This window comes from Shewanella benthica KT99 (assembly GCF_000172075.1).
GTDB lineage: Bacteria > Pseudomonadota > Gammaproteobacteria > Enterobacterales > Shewanellaceae > Shewanella > Shewanella benthica_A.
Genome location: NZ_ABIC01000002.1, coordinates 15,822 through 37,821, shown reverse-complemented (window position 1 = coordinate 37,821; position 22,000 = coordinate 15,822). Strand labels below are relative to the sequence as shown.

The following is a 22,000-nucleotide window of genomic DNA, read 5'->3' as shown; positions in this document are numbered from 1 at the left end:
TCCCCGCAGTAAGCATAAAACCCAGGCGCTTTATTTTGCTCTGCCATTAACTTAGAATCAGCGCCATTCGAGTTATCTCAACTCAACCCACATTACAAAAGCTCAGGCTTCAAGGCAGAATCAATGAAACTTACCGCACTCACTCAGCCTCTCTACGATCATCTTTATCGTGACCTCCTCCAGTTTCGCTCTACGTTCGATTTGCCGAGTGAAGATGAGAGCACATTGGATGACAAGGCCGATACATTGCACACTTCATTGGCCATCGAAGAGCTGACTGAGCTTGCCGAAGCCGACAGCCGCATGGAGCAGGCCGATGCTATCGTCGATTCTGTCTATGTCTTGATGGGCCGCCTGGTTCACCTAGGTGCGACTCAGGTCAGTGACCGCATGGAAATCAGCTACGTCATCGACCTGCTGCTACATGTGGCCAAGAACCGCGAGATCGACTTCATCAGCTGTTGGGATGAAGTTCACTCGAGCAACATGAGCAAGGTGTGCCGCAACGAGAAAGAACTTGCAGAGACTATCGAGTTTTACGCCAAGCAAGGCGTCGAGATCGTCGGCAGCACCAAGGGCGACTTTATCATCGCTAAGTGCGCTAAAGATGTAGATATGGCGGGTAAAATCGTACGTCAAGGCAAGGTGCTTAAGTCGGTATATTACCGTCCAGCAGATCTGGCTAAGCTAGTGAAAGCTTAGGTTGTTCATTTTGGAGTTGGCATCTAGGAAATCAAATTTCATTTGCTGATTCTTTGCGGCCTTACGGCCGAGAAGGTCGTGGAATTCCATTCCCTGCTAGCAACAAAGAGTAGGGAAAGGAGGACTGTCCTCATCAACAACATCCTGTCTAAGAGCCAGTTCGCCATCCATGGCTCTCGCTCAGAGAGCGTCATTGTTATGACCTTCGCCCTTGATTCTTCATAAACCAAAGGTAAGCATTCACCAGAGGGGGATTGACTAAGCTGAGGTTAGTCCAAATACGTCTGGGTAGTCGCATTTACCCACCACGCCCGCAATGATAGTGCTGATCACTGTTATCGGGGATAACTTGCGCTTCTTGCACGTTTCAACGACTGAGAGGATCCGAGATCGAAACTTCTCACCCCTATCTGAACTGGTGCCATAGCAGATCTTGCGCATGATCACGCTGCCACGCAAACAACGCTCGGCTTCGTTATTGGTCAAAGGTGTCCCTGGGTGATTGAGAAAAACCCATAAACCTTGCTCATATTTGAGAATATGCCGGCATCGGCCTGAGTAGCGTGAAGCGGGCACATTTTCCCCGCACTCAAGCCAGCGCTTAATATTGCGCCTTAGTCGTTGCATTCGCCGACGCCACATTATTTCGTCAACGTCACCGGCTTCATATCTATGTTGAGTGCGAAATACGGACTTGAATAGCAATACCAGTCGATTGCCGATACTCGCGGTAAGCCCCTTACCTGAATAATCGGCCATTTGTTGTAAATTACGCTGCACATGGGCAAGGCAAAATTGATGCCGTTCGGGCTCAATCCAGTTGTAGCTGGGACATTGGTCACTCACGACAATCGCTTGGGTATGCTCGCCTAATATCGATTTGGCTGCATCCTTATTACGAAAATATTTCACCTGTTGGAATACGGCATCCTCACTCGATAACAACCAGACCCAGCGGGTATGCTCTTCACCATTACGATTGTGCGTCGTCTCGTCAACATGCACTAATGACGCTTTTTTTATGTGTTGATGCAGAGCTTGGTGTGTCGGCGTCAGCATACTACTGACTCGCCCTTGCGCTTCAGAAATCAGACCGATAGAGAAATGAGTCCCGTATTGGTCTTGCAGTAAACGTTGAATTTTACGTACGCTCAGGTGATACAAGCCACTGAGCACAGCCACGTAACTGAGCAATCGTGGCCCCATCTGACCATCGGGAGCCTCTTCAGGCAAGGCTCCTTTACTCACTGTGTTGCACTGCTGACAACGCCCGTGAAATAACTGGTATTCGGTGATATCAAGTGTAGGTTTAGGTAATTCAAACACCTGATGGCGATAACTTGGCGACGAGTTAGCCACAACTTTACCGCCACAATCAGCGCAGCAACTATCTGGCAAACAAGCAATTCTCTCGTCAGTCTCTGTAAGCTTTGCTAATGGTCTTTTATGCCCCGTATGTCCAGGTTGAGCGCCAACCTTATTTCCACTACGAGGCGTTTGAGCTTTTTTCGCTCGGCCTTATCCGCAGGGGAGTCAGAGGATGGTGATTTGGATGAGTTTCTAGAGCTCAATGCTAGGCGGTCTTCATATTCACGTAACTTTTCCCACAGTTCTTGAATGAGTAAGTTTGCTTTTTTTTCACCGAGTTCAGCAACCGTAGGCGGCTCTGTTGCGAATTGTTTTTTCTTTTTCATGAAGCTATTTTGACACGGCAAAGAGATCGTTCAATAGCGATATGACCAAACCTTATTGATCATCAATTGATCGTGTCAATAAGGGGCTGGTGAACGGTTACAACCAAAGTACCATAACGCCCCGGCGAAGTTACATGCATTGGGTACGGGCCTTGTGCTTATGGATAAATAGCTAACACTTCCGATGGTACATCCACTCTCATATAAAGAGTCCGAAAGTTAGCCCTGCATCTGATAGGCAGGATGCCTGAATGTCTTGAAGTGCAGGGATGCACGAGAAAGACCATGTCTACCTCACACTATTTATTCCAACGCCCTTCGACTCTGGCATCCTGCTTCGTTCTACCTCCTAAATCCATTTAGTCGTCGGCAACTTCCAACGGGGATTAGTTGTAGCGTTAGCCTTCATTTGGGTAAATCACTTAATTCGCTACGACCCCTTTGTCTGCTTGTAGCATTTATTAAGGTGAAGTAGAATTGATCTGACCCTTTAGCGTTTAGACATTTTTGTCTAGTCGGGCGATAAGCCAGACTCAAATTTATTGGGAAGTTCTGCGGTTGCACTAATAAAATTACGCAACCGCTCAACGAGTCCCTCGTTTCACGGTTGCGTAATTTTATTAGCGCTTCCTTTAGTAATGGGCAAATAAGTGTGATCTGATAATTTCAGATCACACTTGTTCTACTTGACTTTAATAGGAATAACATGAAGTTAAAGTTATATAGAGCACTATATGAAAGCTTATCAATAACCAGAAGTTCACTTAACAGATTTGCTGAGTCAGCACCTAAAAAATATAGAGTTTATACCATTCCCAAACGTACATCTGGGCAAAGAGTTATCGCTCATCCTTCAAAACAGCTTAAGGCCGTTCAAAAAGAATTAGTAAAGATCTTAGTTTTCCCTCTTAAATCACATGAGACGGCATATGCTTATAAAAAAGGACTAAGTATTAAGGATAATGCTGAGCAGCACTTAAACACCGCATATTTACTTAAGATGGATTTTAGTGATTTTTTTAATAGTATAACTCCAGCAGTTTTATTTCTCATCTGTGAAAATAATAATATTAAATGGTCTGATGCTGAAAAACGGTTATTAAAAAACCTTCTTTTTTGGAATAAAACAAAGTCTTTTAATGGAAAATTAGTACTTAGTGTTGGAGCCCCTAGTTCTCCACTTATATCGAATTTTGTTATGTATGACTTTGATGTTAAAATAAGTGATTTTTGTAAAAAAAATAAAATTAATTATACAAGATATGCAGATGACATTACTTTCTCTACAAATGTAAAAGAGATACTTTTTGAAGTCCCTAAATTAGTTAAAACGCTTCTTAATGAAATATACAATAACTTAATAACTATTAACGACCTGAAAACAATATTTTCCTCTAAAAGACATAATAGACATGTTACCGGTGTTACCATATCGTCTGAAAATAAATTATCTATAGGACGCTCTAGAAAAAGAATGATATCTTCACTTATACATAAATTTAAAATCAATGTTATTAGTCAAGAAGATACTTGTTATTTACAGGGACTCCTAGCTTTTTCTATTAGTGTCGAGCCAATCTTTATTGAACGCATGAAAAATAAGTATACAGAAAGTGTTATTCACAATATTTTAAAAATAAGAGTAGAGAATGAATAAAACCACATCTAAATCATCAGTCATTAAGAAGCTGGAGAGAAATGCTGAAAATGGTGTTTTTTATTCAATCTATCAATTATATGAGTATTACTTGAATGGTACATATGTCGACAAAAATGAAGTTAAATCAGAACGTTATTTACTTGATGCTAACAATATATTTTCAACACAAAAGTTAGAATTAACTCATATAAAGCTTCAAAACTTTAGAGCTTTTAGCGAGATTGATATAAAAATCCCTGACAATAGATTGACTGTCATTATAGGTAATAACGGTGGCGGAAAGAGCACTATTTTAGATGCTATTTCCCATAACATGAGTTGGTTAGTTAACAGGATGACAAAGAAAGGGGGAACTGGTGAATCTATTGATGATCTTGATCTTACTCTTGGTACTAAAGCTGGTTTCTCTTCAATAATCACTAAATTTAAATTAAACAATAATATTTATGTTGATATGGAATTAGTAAATGTACGAGATGGTTTCGACACGAGCAAAAAAAGTTATATAAAAGATATAACTAAAATTGGAAATATGTATAAGAAGGCTAAATTATTTAATGACAAAGTAAATTTACCAATACTAGCATATTATACAGTTAATCGGGCATTAGAAGCTAATAGCAAGGATATGGCTAGTTTTGATGAAACCTCTTCAATTAAAGAAGTGGACCAATTTGAAGGTTATATAGATTCTTTGAATGGAAAAACAGACTTCAAATACTTTTTTAGGTGGTTCAAACGTTTAGATGATATAGAAAAACATCGAAAAATCAAAAACGATGTTTCCTTTTTAGATCAATTAAATGAGCTAGACAAATCAGATCTATCTGATGAGGAAATTCTAAAGATAATAAAATCTAGAAGTGCTAACTCTAACTCTAACTCTAACTCTAATAAGATTATTTCAGATATTCAAAAAATAAAAGACTCACTTAACAATGTTATTCAGTTGTTTATGCCAGGCTATGGGAATCTAGAGATACAGATGGAACCATACCTATCTTTAACACTTGATAAAAACAAGCAAAAGTTTAATGTACTTCAATTGTCTCAAGGAGAAAAAACGCTATTAGCGTTAGTTCTTGATATTTCAAGAAGACTTATAATCCTAAACCCTTCATTACCAAACCCACTAGATGGGAATGGTATAGTTTTAATTGATGAGTTTGATCTACATCTTCACCCAGAATGGCAAAGAAATGTAGTGAGGAGTTTGTCTAAAGCATTTAAAAATTGTCAATTCATTTTAACAACACATTCTCCTCAAATCATTGGGGAAGTTAAACATAATCAATTGATAGTAATGAAGCGTAATGATAAGAACGAGATTGATTATTATCAGCCTACACAATCATATGGATTGACTAGCAATGATATATTAAATGAAATAATGATGGAAAATGGAGAGAAAGGGCAACTAACAAGAACACCAATAGTTGAAAATAAACTGAAAAAAATTCATGAATTGATTGCAGACGATAAAAACATTGAAGCTTTAAGTGAAATTGAACAGTTGGAACAACAGATTAATGGAGAAATTCCTGAGTTGGTAGGTGCAAAGGTTGATATAGAGTTAGCTGGCTGGGATGAATAGATAAATGCATGAAATATCTAAGAATAAAGAACCTAACATATTAGCCAAATACAGAATGGTTTTAGGTTCAGTATTTGATGGTGGTGACTTTACTGTAGTAAAAGATGCAATTAAAAAAAGTTTATTAGATGAGCAAGGATATACTTGTGCTTACTGTATGAATGGGATAAAGGCCTCCAACATGAAAGTTGAACATTGGGCATCTCGTAAAACTCATCCAAATTTACAACTGACATATACTAATTTGCTTGGTTGCTGCAAAGGAAATGAAGGTGAGCCAAAAGAAAACCAGTGCTGTGATACTAGAAAGGGAAATAGTCCTATTAAATACTCACCAGCGGAACCTAATGATCATATTAACAAAACAATCATCTATTTAGGGGATGGAAGAATTAAATCTAATGATATTAGTTTTAACGAGGAGATAAATTTAATATTAAATCTTAATTTAGATCGGCAAGTAAAGAACAGACTTGAAGCGATAATAAGAGTTAAGAGGAGTCTTGCAATTAAAGATGGTAATAGAAGCCAAGAAAATATAGTAAAGATGATTTCAAAAATAAATAAAAGAAATGGGAATAATAAATTCATCCCATACTATGGCATAATGCTTCATTATTTATCTAAGAAACTTAGAGGCTAATTAAATAATTAGTTGGGGATGAATCACAATAAATCAACAACATAATCGGGCTAAGGCTAGATCTCTACTCATCAGATAGAAAACTTAGCCATTTGAAGTGTGCCACCTTCAATCTACTTATAAATGTTAAACATGGGGGGATTCTAGCGAAAAACAGGAATTTCTGGCAGGGGTTGTTAACTCAATATTTTGAAGGGTTTAAGCTTAACGAACAGTAAGCTAGCTAAATCAAATAAGTGGGGTCAGTGTAAACTTTGTTCCGCTCTGTCCCTTATCGCTTTATCTGTGAGCGAAGTGATCTAACAGTGAGCTTGCGAACGACCTCGCAGCGAAGCGTTCTAGCAGTGAGCTTGCGAACGACCTCGCAGCGAAGCGTTCTAGCAGTGAGTTACTTCATCACCGCTTGTTGGAAACGGTTGCCTGCGATAGCACCACCAATCATTACCAGTAAATACACCCATCCAGATAATGAGAAGTTAGCGATAGGGGTGAACAATGCTCCCACATTACAGCCATTGGCAAAACGAGTACCAAATCCCATTAATAATCCACCTAAGGCAAAAAGCGCCAGCTGTTTAGCTGAGTGATTTAGGGTAAATGAAAACTTAAACTTACCCATAAACAACACCGCGATTAAGGTGCCTAATAAAATAGCCAAGTTTTGCACCGACACGCCATGTTCAAAAAACGGCGTGGTGAACATAGCTTCAGGTCGCTGGCTTATCTCGGTAATGGTGCTTAGTTCAACCCCAAAGAACATCAATCCCTTTGCGAACCAAATACCAAAGGGTGTCGACGCTCCCCAGCCTGAGCCGGTACTTGCCATCATGATGCCAAAAATAACCGCTATGACTAACGCGGTGGTGCGCATTTGCCAGAGATTAGCCAACCAGTTTTGATATGTTTCACGGCTGAATAATCTAAACGATTTATCTTCGCCGTTTTGATTGCTTTGATGTTGAATATTCTGCCGCTCAATTTCACCCGACACACCTAGATATGAGCCATTGCGGCGGCGATAGTTTTCATACTTTTTGGCAATAACCACTACGCTTAACGCTAAAAATAGGGTCACTAATATAGACATAAAATAACCATTCAGCGGTGTACCAGCAAACAAGTCAGGTAAAAAGACGCCTTTACCTTGATAGCTTGCTGATGAAAACCACGAATCCGTTATCCAGCTTTGGCTGCTTTGTAATGGCAAGCCAAAGAAGACGCCAGCGCCAAAAAACACCAATGTCGTTGCGGCTCTTGGGACATCACTGACAAGCTCCACCATCACGCCGGTTGCGCAGCAGCTTGATAAGCTCATGCCTGCGCCAAACATAACGCCGCCAATGAGCAGCCCAGCATTGATAGGATTAATCCATAAATCATAGTGCTGGCTGTCAGCATTAAGCAGTAAACCAGCATTGATGATTGCTGTGATAACAAACATAAACATCAGGGTTTGTAATAACTGCGTTGAACCTCGGCGGTAAGCTCGGTTAATACTACCGGCAAAACCAACGGCTCCTTTGGCTAAAGCGAAGCCTAAGCTGAGCCCTAATAACAAACGTAAAAAGAGCCCGTCATTGGCTAACTGAGTCGCGCCAACCACTAACGTCAACAGTAAAATTGTTACGGCCATCACCGCTTGATTCTTATTTATAACCACAAGACTAACCAACTATATTTAATAACAAACCTTAAACAAAAAACAAACAAAAAGTCATATTTTCAAACACTTTGCCGTTCCTGTCATTGTAGGTTGCAGATTGTGGTGAATCTAGCTGTTTCTGTCTATCGCTATAGCGTGTTTTAGATAGACCCCTTTGTAATAACTCATACGCTTGTATTAAGAGTACAAATAAAAAATAAAGGGGTCAGAACTTCTGCTCTATTCAAATTTTACTACCCATTACAGCATTCCCAGCAATGAAACCTGCCGATTCATATACGCTAGAATCTCTCTGATAGCCTGCTGGTTCAATAATTCCCCGTTGGAAGGTGAATATGGCGTAGCCATAAGCAATGAACGAGAAGCATGGATGCTGAACTGGCCTTTTTATATGGACATAATTGGCTGAACGGGCACTTGTATATGGATATATTTTATCGAACTGGCCCTTAAACAGGATGTTGTTGATGAGGACAGTCCTCCTTACCCTACTCTTTGTAGCTAGCAGGGAATGGAATTCCACGACTTACTCGGCTGCAAGCCGAAGAGTGAAGCAATCACTCATCTCAAGTTGTTAGGCGAAGTCTAACTATACTTCCACACCTATTGCTAGCTCCAAAGTGAGTTCCGCTGCGGAGATCTCTTTGCAGCCTGTGGTGTTTTGGCCGCACCAGAGTGGAGAGAAGTCGCTAGAGCCTTGGGCTTCGGCTTGCTGTCTGATGGCGGTTATCGCAGTGGCGGCATGGGGAAATTCTGGGGCGAGTGCGCTTATGGGGCCAAGCTCATGTATCACCCGGTTGACGATGCCACGGGCCGGTTTGCCGGAAAACAGGTTGGTGATGACGGTTTTATGTGAGCGATTACTCTTGATGGCTTGCCTGTGTAGCGTGCTGGTGTTGGTTTCATCACACAACAGATAAGCGGTGCCGACTTGTACCGCTGCGGCGCCGAGTAAGAGAGCCGCGCCTACGCCTTTGGCGTCACTGATGCCGCCAGTCGCTATCACGGGTAGGCTGACTCGCGCCAGTATTTGCTGTAGCAGCGAGTAGGTACTCACCTGCAGACCGAAGTGGAAGCTCACCACTTGAGGTCGAAACTCCTCCAGGATATCTGCGACGGTGTCGCTGAATGGTTGGCGGCTAGGCCCCTCGGTCAATGCGTTGCTGTCGATGGAATATTCTCTAAAATAGGGCGCTAAGGTTCTGCGCCAAATGGCATCACGCTCGATGTTAAATTCGGCTTGTTGATGACTGAAAAAATTCACATTGATGGGAGCTTGGGTTTGCGACTGAATATGGCTCAATTCTGCCCTCAAGGCATCGTGACTGAGCATGGCACAGGGAATGGAGCCCAGAGCGCCGACGGAAGAGACCGCCAATGCCAGTTTACTGTTCTGAACCCCAGCCATCGGGGCCTGAATAATGGGTAAATCTACACCTAAGATCTCTTGTATACGCATCATGTCGCCACTCCCTTTCAGCTTATATGAATTAACTTAAGTATCGAATTCCGTTTGAAGCTCCAGTATAAAGGGCTCGCAGCTAATTAACTGCTACACCATTCTAATCTTGTTACCCGTCACCTCCTCCCTAAAAAAACAGCAGCCTGCCGACGACTCAATGGATTTAGAGCATAAATTTATCCTGTCCCCACTTATTCCTTGAGTTGTATCACTTTTTTAACAATTATTTTCACAGCCCGACACTATTAACCGTATCAATAATGTAGAGTGAAGACTTGTATATACAGGTTGGACAGATGCGGCCTAATCTTTGCTCGATTGCTGCAGAATTTATTTCTACTCCTTCACTGCAACTTATTCACTGGTCATTGCGGATGTTATACCGACAGGCCGATTATTTCATTGGGTCTAATGCTCAATTCTTTGCTGGTAAACTAATGGAAAAACTATGGAAATCAGTTTAACGCACATACTCTTAGCCGCGATAGGAATGGGAGTTCTGGTCATCATAGTCCAGACCATAATATTCAATAAGCTCAAGCTGCTACAGGCACAGGCATCGCAGCAGGTCAGTGATGCGAACCAGCAACACTCTGGAGCCATCGAAGCCATGCAAACGATGGTTCAAGACCTGTTCCAAGCCGGAGTCGCGGAGATTAAGACGGCTCAGCTGGATTGTCAGAATAAAAACCAGCAATCACTCAAGGCAGTCAACCAGCTGATCACGGCTAAGATTCAAGATGCACAGACTGAAAATACCAAGATGCATAGCCAGTTGCAGACCCAATTACAGCAGCTGCAGCAAGATGTGTCGACTCAGTCAAACGAACAACATAAACAGACCAGATCGAACATAATCGCGGCTATCGCAAGCACTCAAGGCCTGCTCCAAGCCAGCATCAGTAATACCGACAGCCAACTGAATACCGCCATTCAAGATGCTCAGGCTGAGCTTGAAAAAAATGCTAATCAGCTGATGTTTACTCATAAGCAACAGCAGTTATCCAACCTGGAAACCCTGTCGGGTTTAATCCAAAACCTGCGCGTGCAAAACCTGGTGGAGCTAACTAATGAGTTGGCACAGCATACCGAGTTGAAAGTCGATACCCTGGACTTTGTCAAACACTTGGGTGAGTGCAAGGTGGTAAAGATTGAAGACAAGCACACGGGTCAAGTGACTCAGGTGTATTACGAAAATGGTATCAAACACAGCAGCGATACCCTACAGGGTGATCAGCTCAAGTATCAGATGCTTTATGACCATGAAGGCAAGCTGGTCAAGGGCATCGAGTACGGTAATGATCAGCGGGTGATTTTTGAATATCTCTATGATGGTGCGGGCGAGATCAGCCAGCGCCTCGAATATGGCTATGATGCCAATGGCAAACAAGCCGACCCGATTAAGAAAGTTTATTAGAGCAAGGTGTAATCATGTATTTGAGTGAATTATCTGTAGCAGAGCGTAAGAATTTCCTGGAGATCGCCTATTTTGCCATGGGCCTCAACGGCAGCTACAAGGAACAGGAAAAAGTCATCTTCGAGTCATTCACCCATGAATGCGGCATGCCGTCATATCAGCTAAAGAAACAAGATGATATCGATGATGTGATTAAGATGTTGACCCGAAGTGAGGTGAAGAACCGCCGCATCATATTGGTGGAGCTATTCGGCATAGTGCTGGCCGACAATGAATTTTGTGCTAACGAAACTGAGTTTATGCTCAAGCTATCGGCGGCATTCGATATCGAAGAATTTGAGCTGAAGCGTTTGCAGCGTTGGGTCGAGGCGATGAATGACCTGGTGCACGAAGGCTTTAGCCTAATCATGAAGGATTAATCTATGTTTGGACGATTGGGAAGCTGGGCCGCGAGCAAGATAAGTAGCGTGGTCGACAAGGTGGTAGAGGTGGCAAAGAGGGTCACCGATAAGGTGATCGAGAAGGGCGCTAAGTGCTGGAATGCCTTTACCGGCAAGACAACCTTCGACAAGGCCGAGCGCCTGTATCAGGAGATCAGCGACCGCTACGACAAGAAGAAATGCGAGTATAAGCTGGCCACCGAACAGCTCATCAAAGATATCGATTCTCAGGTCAGCGCCATCAACCACTTTAAACAAGATATCTATGGGGTACAGTTTAAGCGTTTCGTCTCCCTGGCCAACCGCCTGCACAATGTGACGGTCAAGGGCCAGCCCTTCGAAGAACTGTTCGACGATGCGATACTCGAGGCCAAAACTACGGCAGCGGTCGAGCACAGGGAAAAATTATTCCTGATCGACTTCAACAAGTTTGACCTGGTGCGAGTTGCCTCCTACGTGCTAACTCTGGGCTTCTACTCACGCAAGAAGGCCAAGCAAACACTGCTGCAGGTGCAGGAAGAAGAGGTGCGTATCGATGAAGAGATAGCCAAGATGGAGTCACATCAGCGCCAGCTACAAGTGGTGGGCAAATCCATCGAGGGTGTAGTGGAATACTTCGATGTATTGATCAACAACTACAGCAAGTTGTTGGATCGCTTCGAATACGGCATTCAGAGCCAGCGCCATAAGCAGATGGCCCTGTCTGACGAAATTTTTGCTCTTAAACTGGATTTCAGACTGATCCCTATCGCCCATATCGAAGAGTTTCAGGCCTTGTTTAATCTCTCCATCGTGCTCAAGCAGATGGCGAATCTGGGGTATCTATCCGAGAATGGCAAGCTGAAGCCCAAAGACAGCCAGCAGGCCAAGGCACTGTTTGACAAAGTGGCTGCTATTCAGGCTATCGCCGCATAAGGAACCGGGCCAATGGCTACAAATGATAAATATGCCCAGCCGGTGCTTAGCACCGAGCAGGTATTGAGCAAGCTGCGGGGCTGCTCACCGCTGCAGGTCAGCAAACAGCTGATCGATATGGAGCTGCATGACCAGCGCGACTCACTCGAGGTGATGGCCAAGATCTATGATGAGTTTGACCAAGGCGGCAACGTCACCGATGAGCTGCTGAAGCCCCTGCTGCTGAACATGTGTGATGGCCTGCTCAGCATAAAGAAGCTGGGACTAAAGCGGCGTGGCATCACTGCCACCCGCCTGGTCAGCGAAATAAACAACTTCGATTATTTAGGGGCCAGTGTCACCGACAAAGATCTGCAGCTGGAAAAATCCCGCCTGGATGCCGATAGTGCCGCTCACAGAGACGATAAGGGCAGCTATACCCGAGATAAGAGCGACGCAGCTGCCGGCACTCCAGATAATTATATGGAGGATGTTGGCAAAAAAACGGCTTACACCAAAGCGTATTTTTCCAGCCAGCAGGAAAAGCAAGAGAAACTCAGGGTTTACAGTGAGCTAGAAGTCAATGACAAGGGTGAGCGCAAGCAGCTAAGAAGAAGTTCGCAGCAATATAAGGCCGAACTCGAGGCGAAGGGATTAAATGTGGTCGAACGCACCTATAATGCCGATCATAACCTGCCGCTGAAGCACATATACGATGAATATCAAGGGTCTAAAGCCTTAAGTGTCGGCGATCTTAGGGACGCGGCTGGCAGCGCGGAAAATTTTGATATCATCAGCCAGAAGTTAAACAAGGTTAAGCTGGATTCCAGCTGGACCGAACTCAAACAGAAGCGAGACACCCTCAAGGCCAAACCTAAACTCACTTCGGCTGAGAAAAAAACTCTGGCCAGCCTGGAGGCCCATGTTAATGACCCGACTTGGGATAATGCGCTGGCGCGTGAAGCCGAGGCTCGCTCCGCGGTAGAGAGCCATCTGAACAAGAAGGTGGTAAACAAGTTACTTACCGACAGCAAGCTGGTGCAAGGCGCGGCAATCGATGCGGGTAAAAGAGCCAAGGATGACTTGGTCGACAGCGGAGTGGGTGAGCTGATTATCCTAGTGGTAAAAACGGTCAGCTTCGAGCTAAAAGACATGTTCGAAAATGGCATGACCCATGGCACAGGCTGCTCATCGACCCTAGAAGCATTTGGTTTTCGAATGCAGCGGGCACTTAAGTACATCAAGCAAAACATTGTCAATATCGGCCTCGGCAGTTTAAAGGATGCGGCGGTAAATTTCGTTAAATACCTGCTCAATGCCATTGTCGATATGTTTGTCGGCATATTGAAAAAAGCCTTGAAAGTCATAACCGAAGGCTTCAGTGCCATCTTGGCTTCGATCAAGATATTGATGGGCGAGTCTTCGCCCGCCGAGAAAGCCGATGCCATCACCAAGTTACTTGCCACTACCGTGGTGACCTATATAGGCTTCGCCTTCGAAGAGTCTGTGCTGGGCTTTATCAATAAACTGCCTTTCGGAGATGTGTTATCCGATGCCGTGATGGTGATATTTACCGGTATTGCTTCGACTGTGGTGGTTTGGCTGCTGGACAAGATGGATCTGTTCTCGGTGAAGGATGAGAAGCGGGCCGCGCGGGTCAAGGAGATCTTCGATATGCGCATCCGCCAGATCAAGGAGAACACAGATGCCTTCGAGAGCGCCGCGTTACAGACCTTGGCTAAAAACAAACTAGCGTTCCGCCAGATGGCCGAGTCCATGAGCCTAGCTATCTATGATGACAGAGATGTTAACGACAGCGTCTATGCCATGGCCGATTTTATGAAGATCGATCTCGAGATCAACACCACGGATGATTTCATGGCCCTACTAGGCACCCAAGATCGCTTGATAGTCAATTAGTAGTGAAGTGCCAGAGAGCAGCCTAAGTATCGTCAAGCTGAACGTGTGAATCGCATATATTAATTAACTCAAGTTCCGTTTGCAGTTTTCGGTATGAACGCACTTCCAATTGTTCAGGAGACAAGCCCAGATCCCCGGCCAGAGACAGGAGCTGCAATCGATAGCTTTCCAACTTGGATTCATCTTCGGTCATGATGGCCAGCTCGGCAAAATCCCCAAGGCCTTCGAGCCGGTCTACAGTGACGTGAAACTTCCCGAGGAAATAGATGCTGCGCAGCTTCTTCACTTCCAGAACCTGACGATAGCCCATGGTATGTAACATGCTTCGGGCCTTGGTAACATTATTGATATTTACCGCTTCACAACGATCCGCTTCCGGCCCCTTAACGATCCAAAGCATGATGCCGGAGGGTTGGATCTCACGGATACAGACAGATTTGTTTTGGCTATCTAGACTAAAATCCGGCAGATCGAAGTAAGTATCCTGCTCCAGATTATCTTCGTGCATCACTTCAGGCTTCATAGCAGCTAATGCCTTGATAAATCCCTCCCTGCTACTCAATCGATACTTGAGTTCAACTTCAAATCTACCTTCGAAATGCTTGTTCATAGACTGCTACTGCTTATATTCCTGAGAAGCTGAAATATTACTCCCTTATATAACAAAAAGCATCAGCGATAGATTTCAAATTCATTTCAGCCATCAGTGTTAACTATCAGCGGTTGTTAACTATGACTAATAGCTTTGGTTATCTAGTTTTATATACGGTGAAAATGAGCAGGTCTGATGAAAGGCTGATTCTAAAAGGTAAACAAGCTCAATCTAATGAGCTTGTTTAATATGCTTCATGGATATACTTTATTAAGCTGTAGCATCTAGCTTGGCTTCGATCTCGACCGACTTTAACCAGTTGGGGTGCTGGCTTAATAGTGCCCCATACCGTTCGATATGCGGGTACTTGCCTAATTCACCATTGTTTTGCACTATCTCAACGATAAAGGACATCATGATATCCGCACCGCTGAGTTTGCCAGCGACTAAATAGGTTTTATCTTCGAGCATATCGTTGAAATAATTCAGCACCTTCTCCACTTCCACCTTGGCATAGCCTTCGAGGAAGTTAGTGGTGCAGCCATCTTTTTCGACAAACATACGCAATAACAAAGGCAATATTGCCGAACTCTCGGCGAAGTGGAGCCATTGTAGATAATCGATGTGATCTTGGCTGTCACGAGCGGGCGCTAGCCTATCGGCCGCGAACCGCTCGATCAGATACTCGGTTATCGCACCAGACTCGGCGATAACCTGACCGTCGAACTCGATAACAGGAGACTTGCCCAGTGCGTGGATCTGCTTAAGCTCAGGTGGCGCCAAAAATGTCTGGCTGTCACGTTGATAGCTCTTGATCTCATAAGCCTGGCCCAGCTCTTCGAGTAACCAGATGATACGTTTAGAGCGCGACTTATTCAGATGATGCAAGGTGATCATAATGGTCTTCCTTAACGGTTAAGTTGCGCCATCATGGCATGGGCCACCGCATCCGATGATGCCGGGTTTTGACCCGTGATCAAGTTGCCATCGGTGATGATAAAGCTTGCCCAGTCGTCGCCCTTCACATAAGTACCGCCCAGCTGTTGCAGCATATCTTCCACTAAGAAAGGCACTATATCTGTCAGCTGCACCGCATCTTCTTCTGAGTTACTGAAGCCGGTGACTTGCTTGCCATCGACTAACGGCTTGCCATCTGCCCCTTTGGGATGCAGTAGCGCCGCTGGTGCATGACATACTAGCCCAAGCGTCTTACCTGCCTGATGGACCGCTTCAATCAGTGCGATAGAATCTTTATCTTCGGCCAGATCCCACATTGGGCCATGACCACCGGGATAAAATACCGCGTCATAGTCATCGGCTTTGATGGTATTCAACACCTGAGTGTTTGCCAGCAGCGCCTGAGATTCTGCGTCTTTGGCGAATCTATGTGTCGCCGCCGTTTGAAAATCGACTTCATCACTCTTAGGATCCAGTGGCGGCTGACCGCCTAAGGGGGATGCCAGTGTAATTGCATGTCCCTTATCTTTAAATGCATAGAAAGGCGCGGCAAACTCTTCTAACCAGAAGCCGGTCTTAAGGCCCGTATCGCCGAGTTTATCGTGAGAAGTCAGTACCATAAGAATGTTCATTATCAATCCTTAATATTTAAAAGTGATGTCATACCTATAAGTATGAATCGTTAGCCGAGCTAATAAGCCGTACTTTACGGCTTGTGTTTAAATCGATTAAAACAAGTTACAGCGATAAGGTTAAAATATCGCGACTCATGGCGAGGTCGATATTCTCATGTTCACCGAGTGCCACCATGCCGTGCGCTTCTAATTGCGCGATGACGGCATCGACGTCTTGTTTACCTAAGTCATAATCCGAGAGTCGAGTCGGGATCCCCATGGCCTCGAAGAACTCACGGGTCTTAGTGATAGCAAGATCAATTTTTTCATCATCGCTACCTTGATCTAAGCGCCACACACGATGAGCAAACTGCAATAACTTTTCACGCTTAGCCTCTTTTGTCAGCGTCAGTAATGAAGGCAGAATGACAGCTAAGGTACGGGCATGATCCATGTTATACAGGGCCGTGAGTTCGTGGCCTATCATATGTGTCGCCCAATCCTGGGGAACACCGCTGCCTATGGTGCCATTGAGTGCCGTCGTGGCGACCCACATCAAGTTGGCGCGTATATCATAGTCATCAGGATTTGCTAACACCTGAGGACCTAGCTCTATCAAGGTCTGGAGTAAACCTTCGGCTATTCTGTCTTGAACCGCGGCATTCACCGGATAGGTCAGATATTGCTCGGTAATATGCACGAAGGCATCGACGACTCCGTTAGCGACCTGACGCTCGGGCAAGGTATAGGTCTTAGTGGGATCCAATATCGAAAACTGCGGATACACATGATCGTTACGGAACGGCAGTTTGGCCTTGATAGATTTACGGGTCACTACGCTGGCATTATTCATCTCGCTGCCGGTGGCGGGCAGCGTTAACACAGTGCCAAAAGGCATAGCCTGAGTGACATTCGCGCCCCACTTAAGCAAGATATCCCAGGGCTCGCCATCAAAAACAGCCGCCGCTGCGACAAACTTAGTACCGTCAATCACAGAGCCGCCGCCCACAGCCAGTAAGAAATCTATGTTCTCTGCTTTGACGACTTCGACCGCCCGCATCAAGGTCTCATAGGTTGGGTTAGGCTCAATCCCACCGAATTCAACGAGTTCACGTTGACCCAGCGCCTGCTTAACTTCGTCTAAGGTGCCGGTTTTTCTGGCACTGCTACCGCCAAATAACACTAAAACTTTAGCCCCCTGTGGGACTAACTTATCCAGTTCACTAATTTTTCCCTTACCAAAGCTGATGCGGGTTGGGTTGTAGTAATCGAAATTTAACATGGCATTGCCTCACATAAATGATCTTATTTGCACCAGCCTACTGTCTAATAAAACAAGATAAAATAGACCAGTCGTCTAGTATTTATTGAAAAAAATCCCCGCGTACCTAAACTGGCACGCAGGAGTCTTATAATTTATTCGTGTACGAACTTAAGCTGTCGGTTTTGGCTGCAGGACTGATTGAGTCGTTTGTATGGCCCTATCGAGGGCATCCGAACTATGACCCAACTTGTTCATCAAACTGGCACCTAACCACATGTGATACAGCATTTCGGCTGTAGATTGTGGATCTCGCTCCGCGATGGAGCAATCTTCGATACCGGCAGTAATGCAATCAGTCAGGCGCTGAATCACATCTGCAGAGCCTTTGAGTAGTGCCAAGCGCATCGCCTCAGACAAATCGGCCACCTCAGCGCTGAGCTTGACCACCAGACACTTCTGATCGATGCAGCCTTGGGTCTGTGCAGTCTGCCATCTCTGCCAATATGTCATCAGGCGCTCATAACCGCTCAGGCTAGTATTACCAAACAGGCTATCGAGCTCAGTTTTATAACCTTCGAAATAACCTTGAATAAGCGCTTCACCAAATTGCTCTTTCGATTTGAAATAGTGGTAGAAGGAGCCTTTTGGCACTTCTGCCGCTTGCAGTAGTTGCGATAGTCCCACACAGGAAAAACCCTTGGCGACGATCAGCTTATAGCCTACGTCGAGGATATGTTGACGAGTGGATTGTGTCGGTGATTCTGTTTTCATAAGCAGCGAGTCTACGGCAAAATAGACCAGTCGTCTAGTGGGGTTAATCCATAGATAATAATTAAATAGCGCCAGTTGCGATCACCATTCCCCTGCTACACTCAATACAATTGATACTTTATTAAAATAAACCTTATTAAACAAAAGGATTTGTTTATGGCCATCGCCTGTGTCGCCACCAGAGCCAATAAGGGAGTCGACGCCCCTCCCGTTACCGTCGAAGTTCATCTCAGCAATGGCTTACCCGCATTCAATCTGGTTGGATTGCCGGAGACCTCGGTCAAGGAGGCCAAAGAGCGTGTTCGCAGCGCGATTATTAATGCGGGATTCGAATTCCCCATGCGCCGTATCACAGTAAATCTGGCACCGGCAGATCTCCCTAAGCAAGGTGGTCGTTACGATCTACCCATTGCCATCGGCATTCTGGCAGCATCGAAACAAATCCCCAAAAACGCACTAAAAGATCATGAGTTTGTTGGCGAGTTAGCCCTGTCTGGCCATATAAAGTATTGCCAGGGCCTGCTACCTGTCATTGTTGAGGCGCGAAAACTAGGTATCCATCTGGTGATCCCGCTGGATAATCGAGCCGATGCCGAATTAGTCGGCTTCAATAAGGTCTTTTTTGCTACTCACCTGCAAGGTTTAAGCGAATACCTGCACGGACAAACGAGATTGCCCGGCATAGAGCCTGGGCTGGAGTGGATAGAAGCGGAAGATATCGACACGCATCTCTGCTTCAGCGATGTCATAGGTCAATATCATGCCAAGCTAGGGTTGGAAATCGCCGCGGCCGGCAATCATAACGTGCTCTTACTCGGTCCTCCGGGAACCGGCAAGAGCATGCTTGCCAATCGCTTGATGCAGTTATTACCACCACTTAACTACGATGAAGCCCTGGAGGTCGCCACCTTACATTCGGTAGCAGGCCAATCCATCGAGCCAAAATCCTTTTACAAACGTCCCTTTCGCAACCCCCATCACACCAGTTCGGCGGTTTCTTTGGTTGGTGGCGGCACACATCCTAAACCTGGCGAGATATCTTTGGCTCACAGGGGAGTGCTCTTCCTCGACGAAGTGGTCGAATTTCCTCGAAAAGTCCTCGACTGTCTGCGTGAGCCCATGGAAAGTGGCGAGGTGGTCATCTCCCGCGCCGCGGCCAAGCTTAAATTTTTAAGTCGCTTTCAACTGATAGCGGCGATGAACCCGAGTCCATGTGGCGATATCGATAATGCCAGAGCTACGCCAGATCAGATACAAAGATACCTATCTCGCTTATCTGGTCCCTTCTTAGACAGGTTCGATCTCACCATAGAGGTCCCTCGCCTCCCACCAGGAGCCCTGACAAAATCCGAGCCCTCGACAGAAACCAGTGCATCCATAGCACTGCGAGTAAAGATAGCCAGAGAGTCACAACTGGCACGAGCGGGAGTGCTCAATAGTGATTTAACCGGCAAGCAGCTTAAACAGTTAGGGCAATTCAAACAGGTCGATCTGCTTTTTCTGGAGATGAGCGTCAACAAGTTAGGTTTATCGGTAAGAAGCTATCATCGCCTGCAAAGAGTCGCACGCACCATCGCCGACTTACAACAAAGTGTAACGGTCGAACGCAGACACATAGCTCAGGCCCTGGGCTACAGGGCCATGGATCGACTGTTAAATAACTTAAAGGCGCAATATTAACCTTTACTAAACGGCAAACATTTCTTCATCAATATGCCTTAAATTGAAAGCCCTGAGGGGCTCTGAATTGATTACATATCTAGTATAATTGGTATATTATAAGTCTCCAATTTTGTCGGGGGATACTAGGTGGGTAGAGTTTTGTCATTAATCAGAGGCTGTCTGGCATTCGTGTGCTCGCTATTGAATACTATTTTCTGGGTACTTCCTATCATCATATTTAGCCCGATTAAACTCATACCGATCTCGGCAGTCAGCGGCACCTGCTCTAGCTTATTAGACAGCTGCGCCACCAGCTGGATCAGCATCAACGGCGTCATAGAACGTATTTTCCATCCGGTAAATGTACATATCCATAGCGATGCAGAACTCTCACCTAAAGAATGGTACATGGTCATCGCCAATCACCAATCTTGGGTCGATATTTTAATTTTGCAGCGCGTGCTGAATCATAAGATCCCCTTCCTGAAGTTTTTCCTCAAGAAGGAGCTGATCTTTGTGCCATTCTTAGGGATAGCCTGGTGGGCATTGGATTTTCCGTTCATGCGCCGCTACAGCACGGCTCAATTGAGGAAAAACCCTAAGCTAAGGGGTAAAGATATCGAAATTACCCGTAAGGCCTGCGCTAAGTTTAAGTCTAAGCCTGTCAGTGTGATGAATTTTGTCGAAGGGACGCGCTTTAAAGCCGACAAACATAGACAACAAAATTCACAGTTTAAACACCTGCTTAAGCCTAAGGCCGGCGGCCTGGCATTCGCCCTCTCGGCTATGGGTGAACATATTCACAAGTTAGTCGATGTCTCCATCTATTATCCTGAGAAAGTGCCTACTTTTTGGGAATACATCAGTGGCCAGGTAAAAGAGGTGCATGTGCATATCAGCGTGTCGGAGATCCCGGCGGCAATGCGTGGCGACTATATGAAAGATCGTAAATTTAAAATCGCTTTCCAGGAGCAGCTTAATCAACTTTGGCTAGAGAAAGATAAAACCCTTGACCTGTTAACCAAGGAAAATCCTGTAAATCCAAAGGGATAACAGCAGATGTTAAATTTTTTACCCGGTCCAGTGCTCTATTTTATCAGCTCACTGCTATTGATCATCAATACCAGCATTTGGGCTGGATTGATCAGTCTTGGTGGCATCGTTAAGTTGTTTGTGCCTTTTACTGCGGGACGCAACTTGCTCACTAAGCTGATGAATCGTTTCATGTGGGCCTGGGCTACTGGCAACGGAGCCATCCTCCACCTGCTTACCGACATAGAGTGGGACATCGAAGGGCTGGAGAACCTGGATAAAAACGCCTGGTATCTACTCATCAGTAACCACTTGAGTGGTTTGGATATCGCTGTACAGACGTATGTATTGCGCAATAACATCCCTATGCTTAAGTTTTTCCTCAAGCGTGAATTGATGTACATTCCATTTATCGGACTGGGATGCTGGGCCTTAGACATGCCATTCATGAGCCGAACCAGCCCGGCAAAATTAAAGAAAAACCCCAAGCTTAAAGGCAAAGATCTTATCTCTACCAGACGCGCCTGCGAGAAGTTTAAGACCATGCCCACCGCTATCATCAACTATGTCGAGGGCAGTCGATTCACCAAAGAAAAGCATAGACGTCAAGACTCTCCCTACCGATATCTATTACGCCCCAAGGCTGGCGGCATTGCCTTCACGCTATCGGCCATGGGCGAACAATTTACCAATTTGCTTAATGTCACTCTGGTCTATCCGGAGGCGAAAGACGATCCGCTGGCGGAAGTCATGCATGGTAAAATTAAGAAAATCGTCATCAGAGTCCAGATACTCCCGGTTCCTGAAGTCGATAACAAACGCTACTTTTCTGAGCCTCAGTACCGTGTCGAATTCCAGCGTTGGTTAAATCAAATTTGGGAAGAGAAAGATGAGCAAATTCACCAGCTGATGATTAAGCATGGTGCAGTAGAGGCTGACTCAACAAACCCAAAGTAAAGCCTTAACCAATTGGTATAATATTGAACGGTAAATCCACGTACAAAAAAGGCGCTTCATAG

19 protein-coding genes are annotated in these 22,000 nt (G+C 45.0%); 11 read left to right on the top strand and 8 right to left on the bottom strand.

Features of this window, described 5'->3' with window-relative positions; all coding sequences use genetic code 11:
• Positions 1 to 123: 123 nt before the first annotated feature.
• Positions 124 to 702 carry a nucleoside triphosphate pyrophosphohydrolase family protein gene (locus KT99_RS00920; protein WP_005496025.1) on the top strand — a complete coding sequence of 193 codons (579 nt, stop codon included), beginning with the start codon at positions 124 to 126 and terminating at the stop codon, positions 700 to 702.
• A gap of 258 nt (positions 703 to 960) precedes the next feature.
• On the opposite strand, the gene tnpC is transcribed toward KT99_RS00920, so the two are convergent.
• Positions 961 to 2,396, bottom strand: a protein-coding gene (tnpC, locus tag KT99_RS00915) for an IS66 family transposase (protein ID WP_086017572.1) whose coding sequence is annotated in 2 segments (ribosomal slippage) — positions 961 to 2,204 and positions 2,204 to 2,396 — 1,437 coding nt in all. Because the reading frame shifts where the segments join, the coding sequence is not laid out codon by codon here.
• 706 nt (positions 2,397 to 3,102) lie between these two features.
• On the opposite strand from tnpC, the gene KT99_RS00905 reads away from it, so the two are divergent.
• The 3 genes from KT99_RS00905 to KT99_RS00895 are packed head-to-tail and all read left to right on the top strand — an operon-like array spanning position 3,103 to position 6,293.
• Positions 3,103 to 4,053 carry a retron St85 family RNA-directed DNA polymerase gene (locus tag KT99_RS00905; protein ID WP_005496019.1) on the top strand — a complete coding sequence of 317 codons (951 nt, stop codon included), beginning with the start codon at positions 3,103 to 3,105 and terminating at the stop codon, positions 4,051 to 4,053.
• On the top strand, positions 4,046 to 5,650 hold the full coding sequence (locus KT99_RS00900) for an AAA family ATPase (RefSeq protein WP_005496018.1): 1,605 nt from the start codon (positions 4,046 to 4,048) through the stop codon (positions 5,648 to 5,650). Before KT99_RS00905 ends, KT99_RS00900 begins: the two co-directional genes overlap by 8 nt.
• A gap of 4 nt (positions 5,651 to 5,654) precedes the next feature.
• Positions 5,655 to 6,293, top strand: a complete 639-nt coding sequence (locus KT99_RS00895) for a retron system putative HNH endonuclease (protein ID WP_005496016.1) — start codon at positions 5,655 to 5,657, stop codon at positions 6,291 to 6,293.
• A 388-nt stretch (positions 6,294 to 6,681) separates the two neighbouring features.
• Here KT99_RS00895 and KT99_RS00890 read toward each other — a convergent pair whose 3' ends face one another.
• A complete protein-coding gene (locus KT99_RS00890) occupies positions 6,682 to 7,926 on the bottom strand; it encodes a YeeE/YedE family protein (protein WP_083804795.1) in 1,245 nt (414 codons plus the stop codon).
• A gap of 619 nt (positions 7,927 to 8,545) precedes the next feature.
• A complete protein-coding gene (locus KT99_RS00885) occupies positions 8,546 to 9,418 on the bottom strand; it encodes an NAD(P)H-dependent flavin oxidoreductase (protein ID WP_005496012.1) in 873 nt (290 codons plus the stop codon).
• Between the two features lie 448 nt (positions 9,419 to 9,866).
• Between KT99_RS00885 and KT99_RS00880 the strand changes: the two genes are divergently transcribed.
• The 4 genes from KT99_RS00880 to KT99_RS00865 are packed head-to-tail and all read left to right on the top strand — an operon-like array spanning position 9,867 to position 14,089.
• Positions 9,867 to 10,835: a hypothetical protein gene (locus tag KT99_RS00880; RefSeq protein WP_040571450.1), complete on the top strand. Its 969-nt coding sequence runs from the start codon at positions 9,867 to 9,869 to the stop codon at positions 10,833 to 10,835.
• 14 nt (positions 10,836 to 10,849) lie between these two features.
• Positions 10,850 to 11,254, top strand: a complete 405-nt coding sequence (locus tag KT99_RS00875) for a TerB family tellurite resistance protein (protein ID WP_005496008.1) — start codon at positions 10,850 to 10,852, stop codon at positions 11,252 to 11,254.
• A gap of 3 nt (positions 11,255 to 11,257) precedes the next feature.
• Positions 11,258 to 12,190: a hypothetical protein gene (locus tag KT99_RS00870; protein WP_005496006.1), complete on the top strand. Its 933-nt coding sequence runs from the start codon at positions 11,258 to 11,260 to the stop codon at positions 12,188 to 12,190.
• Positions 12,191 to 12,202: 12 nt separating this feature from the next.
• A complete protein-coding gene (locus KT99_RS00865; RefSeq protein WP_005496004.1) occupies positions 12,203 to 14,089 on the top strand; it encodes a hypothetical protein in 1,887 nt (628 codons plus the stop codon).
• Between the two features lie 22 nt (positions 14,090 to 14,111).
• On the opposite strand, the gene cyaB is transcribed toward KT99_RS00865, so the two are convergent.
• The 5 genes from cyaB to KT99_RS00840 all read right to left on the bottom strand — a co-directional run bounded on the left by cyaB (position 14,112) and on the right by KT99_RS00840 (position 18,287).
• Complete coding sequence (gene cyaB / locus KT99_RS00860) at positions 14,112 to 14,699, bottom strand: class IV adenylate cyclase (protein WP_005496002.1); 588 nt, start codon at positions 14,697 to 14,699, stop codon at positions 14,112 to 14,114.
• A gap of 252 nt (positions 14,700 to 14,951) precedes the next feature.
• The gene (locus KT99_RS00855; RefSeq protein ID WP_005496001.1) at positions 14,952 to 15,578 is read right to left on the bottom strand and encodes a glutathione S-transferase family protein; all 627 of its coding nucleotides are present in this window, start codon (positions 15,576 to 15,578) and stop codon (positions 14,952 to 14,954) included.
• 11 nt (positions 15,579 to 15,589) lie between these two features.
• The gene (locus KT99_RS00850) at positions 15,590 to 16,276 is read right to left on the bottom strand and encodes a type 1 glutamine amidotransferase domain-containing protein (RefSeq protein WP_040571449.1); all 687 of its coding nucleotides are present in this window, start codon (positions 16,274 to 16,276) and stop codon (positions 15,590 to 15,592) included.
• 100 nt (positions 16,277 to 16,376) lie between these two features.
• Positions 16,377 to 17,534, bottom strand: coding sequence for an iron-containing alcohol dehydrogenase (locus KT99_RS00845; protein WP_005495998.1), 1,158 nt, complete (start codon positions 17,532 to 17,534; stop codon positions 16,377 to 16,379).
• A 150-nt stretch (positions 17,535 to 17,684) separates the two neighbouring features.
• Positions 17,685 to 18,287, bottom strand: coding sequence for a TetR/AcrR family transcriptional regulator (locus tag KT99_RS00840; protein ID WP_005495996.1), 603 nt, complete (start codon positions 18,285 to 18,287; stop codon positions 17,685 to 17,687).
• 156 nt (positions 18,288 to 18,443) lie between these two features.
• Between KT99_RS00840 and KT99_RS00835 the strand changes: the two genes are divergently transcribed.
• The 3 genes from KT99_RS00835 (at position 18,444) to KT99_RS00825 (ending at position 21,938) form a co-directional block, all read left to right on the top strand.
• Positions 18,444 to 19,967: a YifB family Mg chelatase-like AAA ATPase gene (locus KT99_RS00835; protein WP_005495994.1), complete on the top strand. Its 1,524-nt coding sequence runs from the start codon at positions 18,444 to 18,446 to the stop codon at positions 19,965 to 19,967.
• Positions 19,968 to 20,096: 129 nt separating this feature from the next.
• The gene (locus KT99_RS00830; protein WP_040571448.1) at positions 20,097 to 21,002 is read left to right on the top strand and encodes an acyltransferase; all 906 of its coding nucleotides are present in this window, start codon (positions 20,097 to 20,099) and stop codon (positions 21,000 to 21,002) included.
• Positions 21,003 to 21,008: 6 nt separating this feature from the next.
• On the top strand, positions 21,009 to 21,938 hold the full coding sequence (locus KT99_RS00825) for an acyltransferase (RefSeq protein ID WP_005495986.1): 930 nt from the start codon (positions 21,009 to 21,011) through the stop codon (positions 21,936 to 21,938).
• Positions 21,939 to 22,000: the final 62 nt, after the last annotated feature.

Coding starts and splice junctions, on each gene's coding strand:
- KT99_RS00885 (WP_005496012.1), bottom strand. CDS start 9,418: ATGATGCGTATACAAGAGATCTTAGGTGTAGATTTACCCATTATTCAG.
- KT99_RS00905 (WP_005496019.1), top strand. CDS start 3,103: ATGAAGTTAAAGTTATATAGAGCACTATATGAAAGCTTATCAATAACC.
- KT99_RS00835 (WP_005495994.1), top strand. CDS start 18,444: ATGGCCATCGCCTGTGTCGCCACCAGAGCCAATAAGGGAGTCGACGCC.
- KT99_RS00840 (WP_005495996.1), bottom strand. CDS start 18,287: ATGAAAACAGAATCACCGACACAATCCACTCGTCAACATATCCTCGAC.
- KT99_RS00875 (WP_005496008.1), top strand. CDS start 10,850: ATGTATTTGAGTGAATTATCTGTAGCAGAGCGTAAGAATTTCCTGGAG.
- KT99_RS00880 (WP_040571450.1), top strand. CDS start 9,867: ATGGAAATCAGTTTAACGCACATACTCTTAGCCGCGATAGGAATGGGA.
- KT99_RS00825 (WP_005495986.1), top strand. CDS start 21,009: ATGTTAAATTTTTTACCCGGTCCAGTGCTCTATTTTATCAGCTCACTG.
- KT99_RS00855 (WP_005496001.1), bottom strand. CDS start 15,578: ATGATCACCTTGCATCATCTGAATAAGTCGCGCTCTAAACGTATCATC.
- KT99_RS00920 (WP_005496025.1), top strand. CDS start 124: ATGAAACTTACCGCACTCACTCAGCCTCTCTACGATCATCTTTATCGT.
- KT99_RS00890 (WP_083804795.1), bottom strand. CDS start 7,926: ATGGCCGTAACAATTTTACTGTTGACGTTAGTGGTTGGCGCGACTCAG.
- KT99_RS00895 (WP_005496016.1), top strand. CDS start 5,655: ATGCATGAAATATCTAAGAATAAAGAACCTAACATATTAGCCAAATAC.
- cyaB (WP_005496002.1), bottom strand. CDS start 14,699: ATGAACAAGCATTTCGAAGGTAGATTTGAAGTTGAACTCAAGTATCGA.
- KT99_RS00865 (WP_005496004.1), top strand. CDS start 12,203: ATGGCTACAAATGATAAATATGCCCAGCCGGTGCTTAGCACCGAGCAG.
- KT99_RS00870 (WP_005496006.1), top strand. CDS start 11,258: ATGTTTGGACGATTGGGAAGCTGGGCCGCGAGCAAGATAAGTAGCGTG.
- KT99_RS00845 (WP_005495998.1), bottom strand. CDS start 17,534: ATGTTAAATTTCGATTACTACAACCCAACCCGCATCAGCTTTGGTAAG.
- KT99_RS00900 (WP_005496018.1), top strand. CDS start 4,046: ATGAATAAAACCACATCTAAATCATCAGTCATTAAGAAGCTGGAGAGA.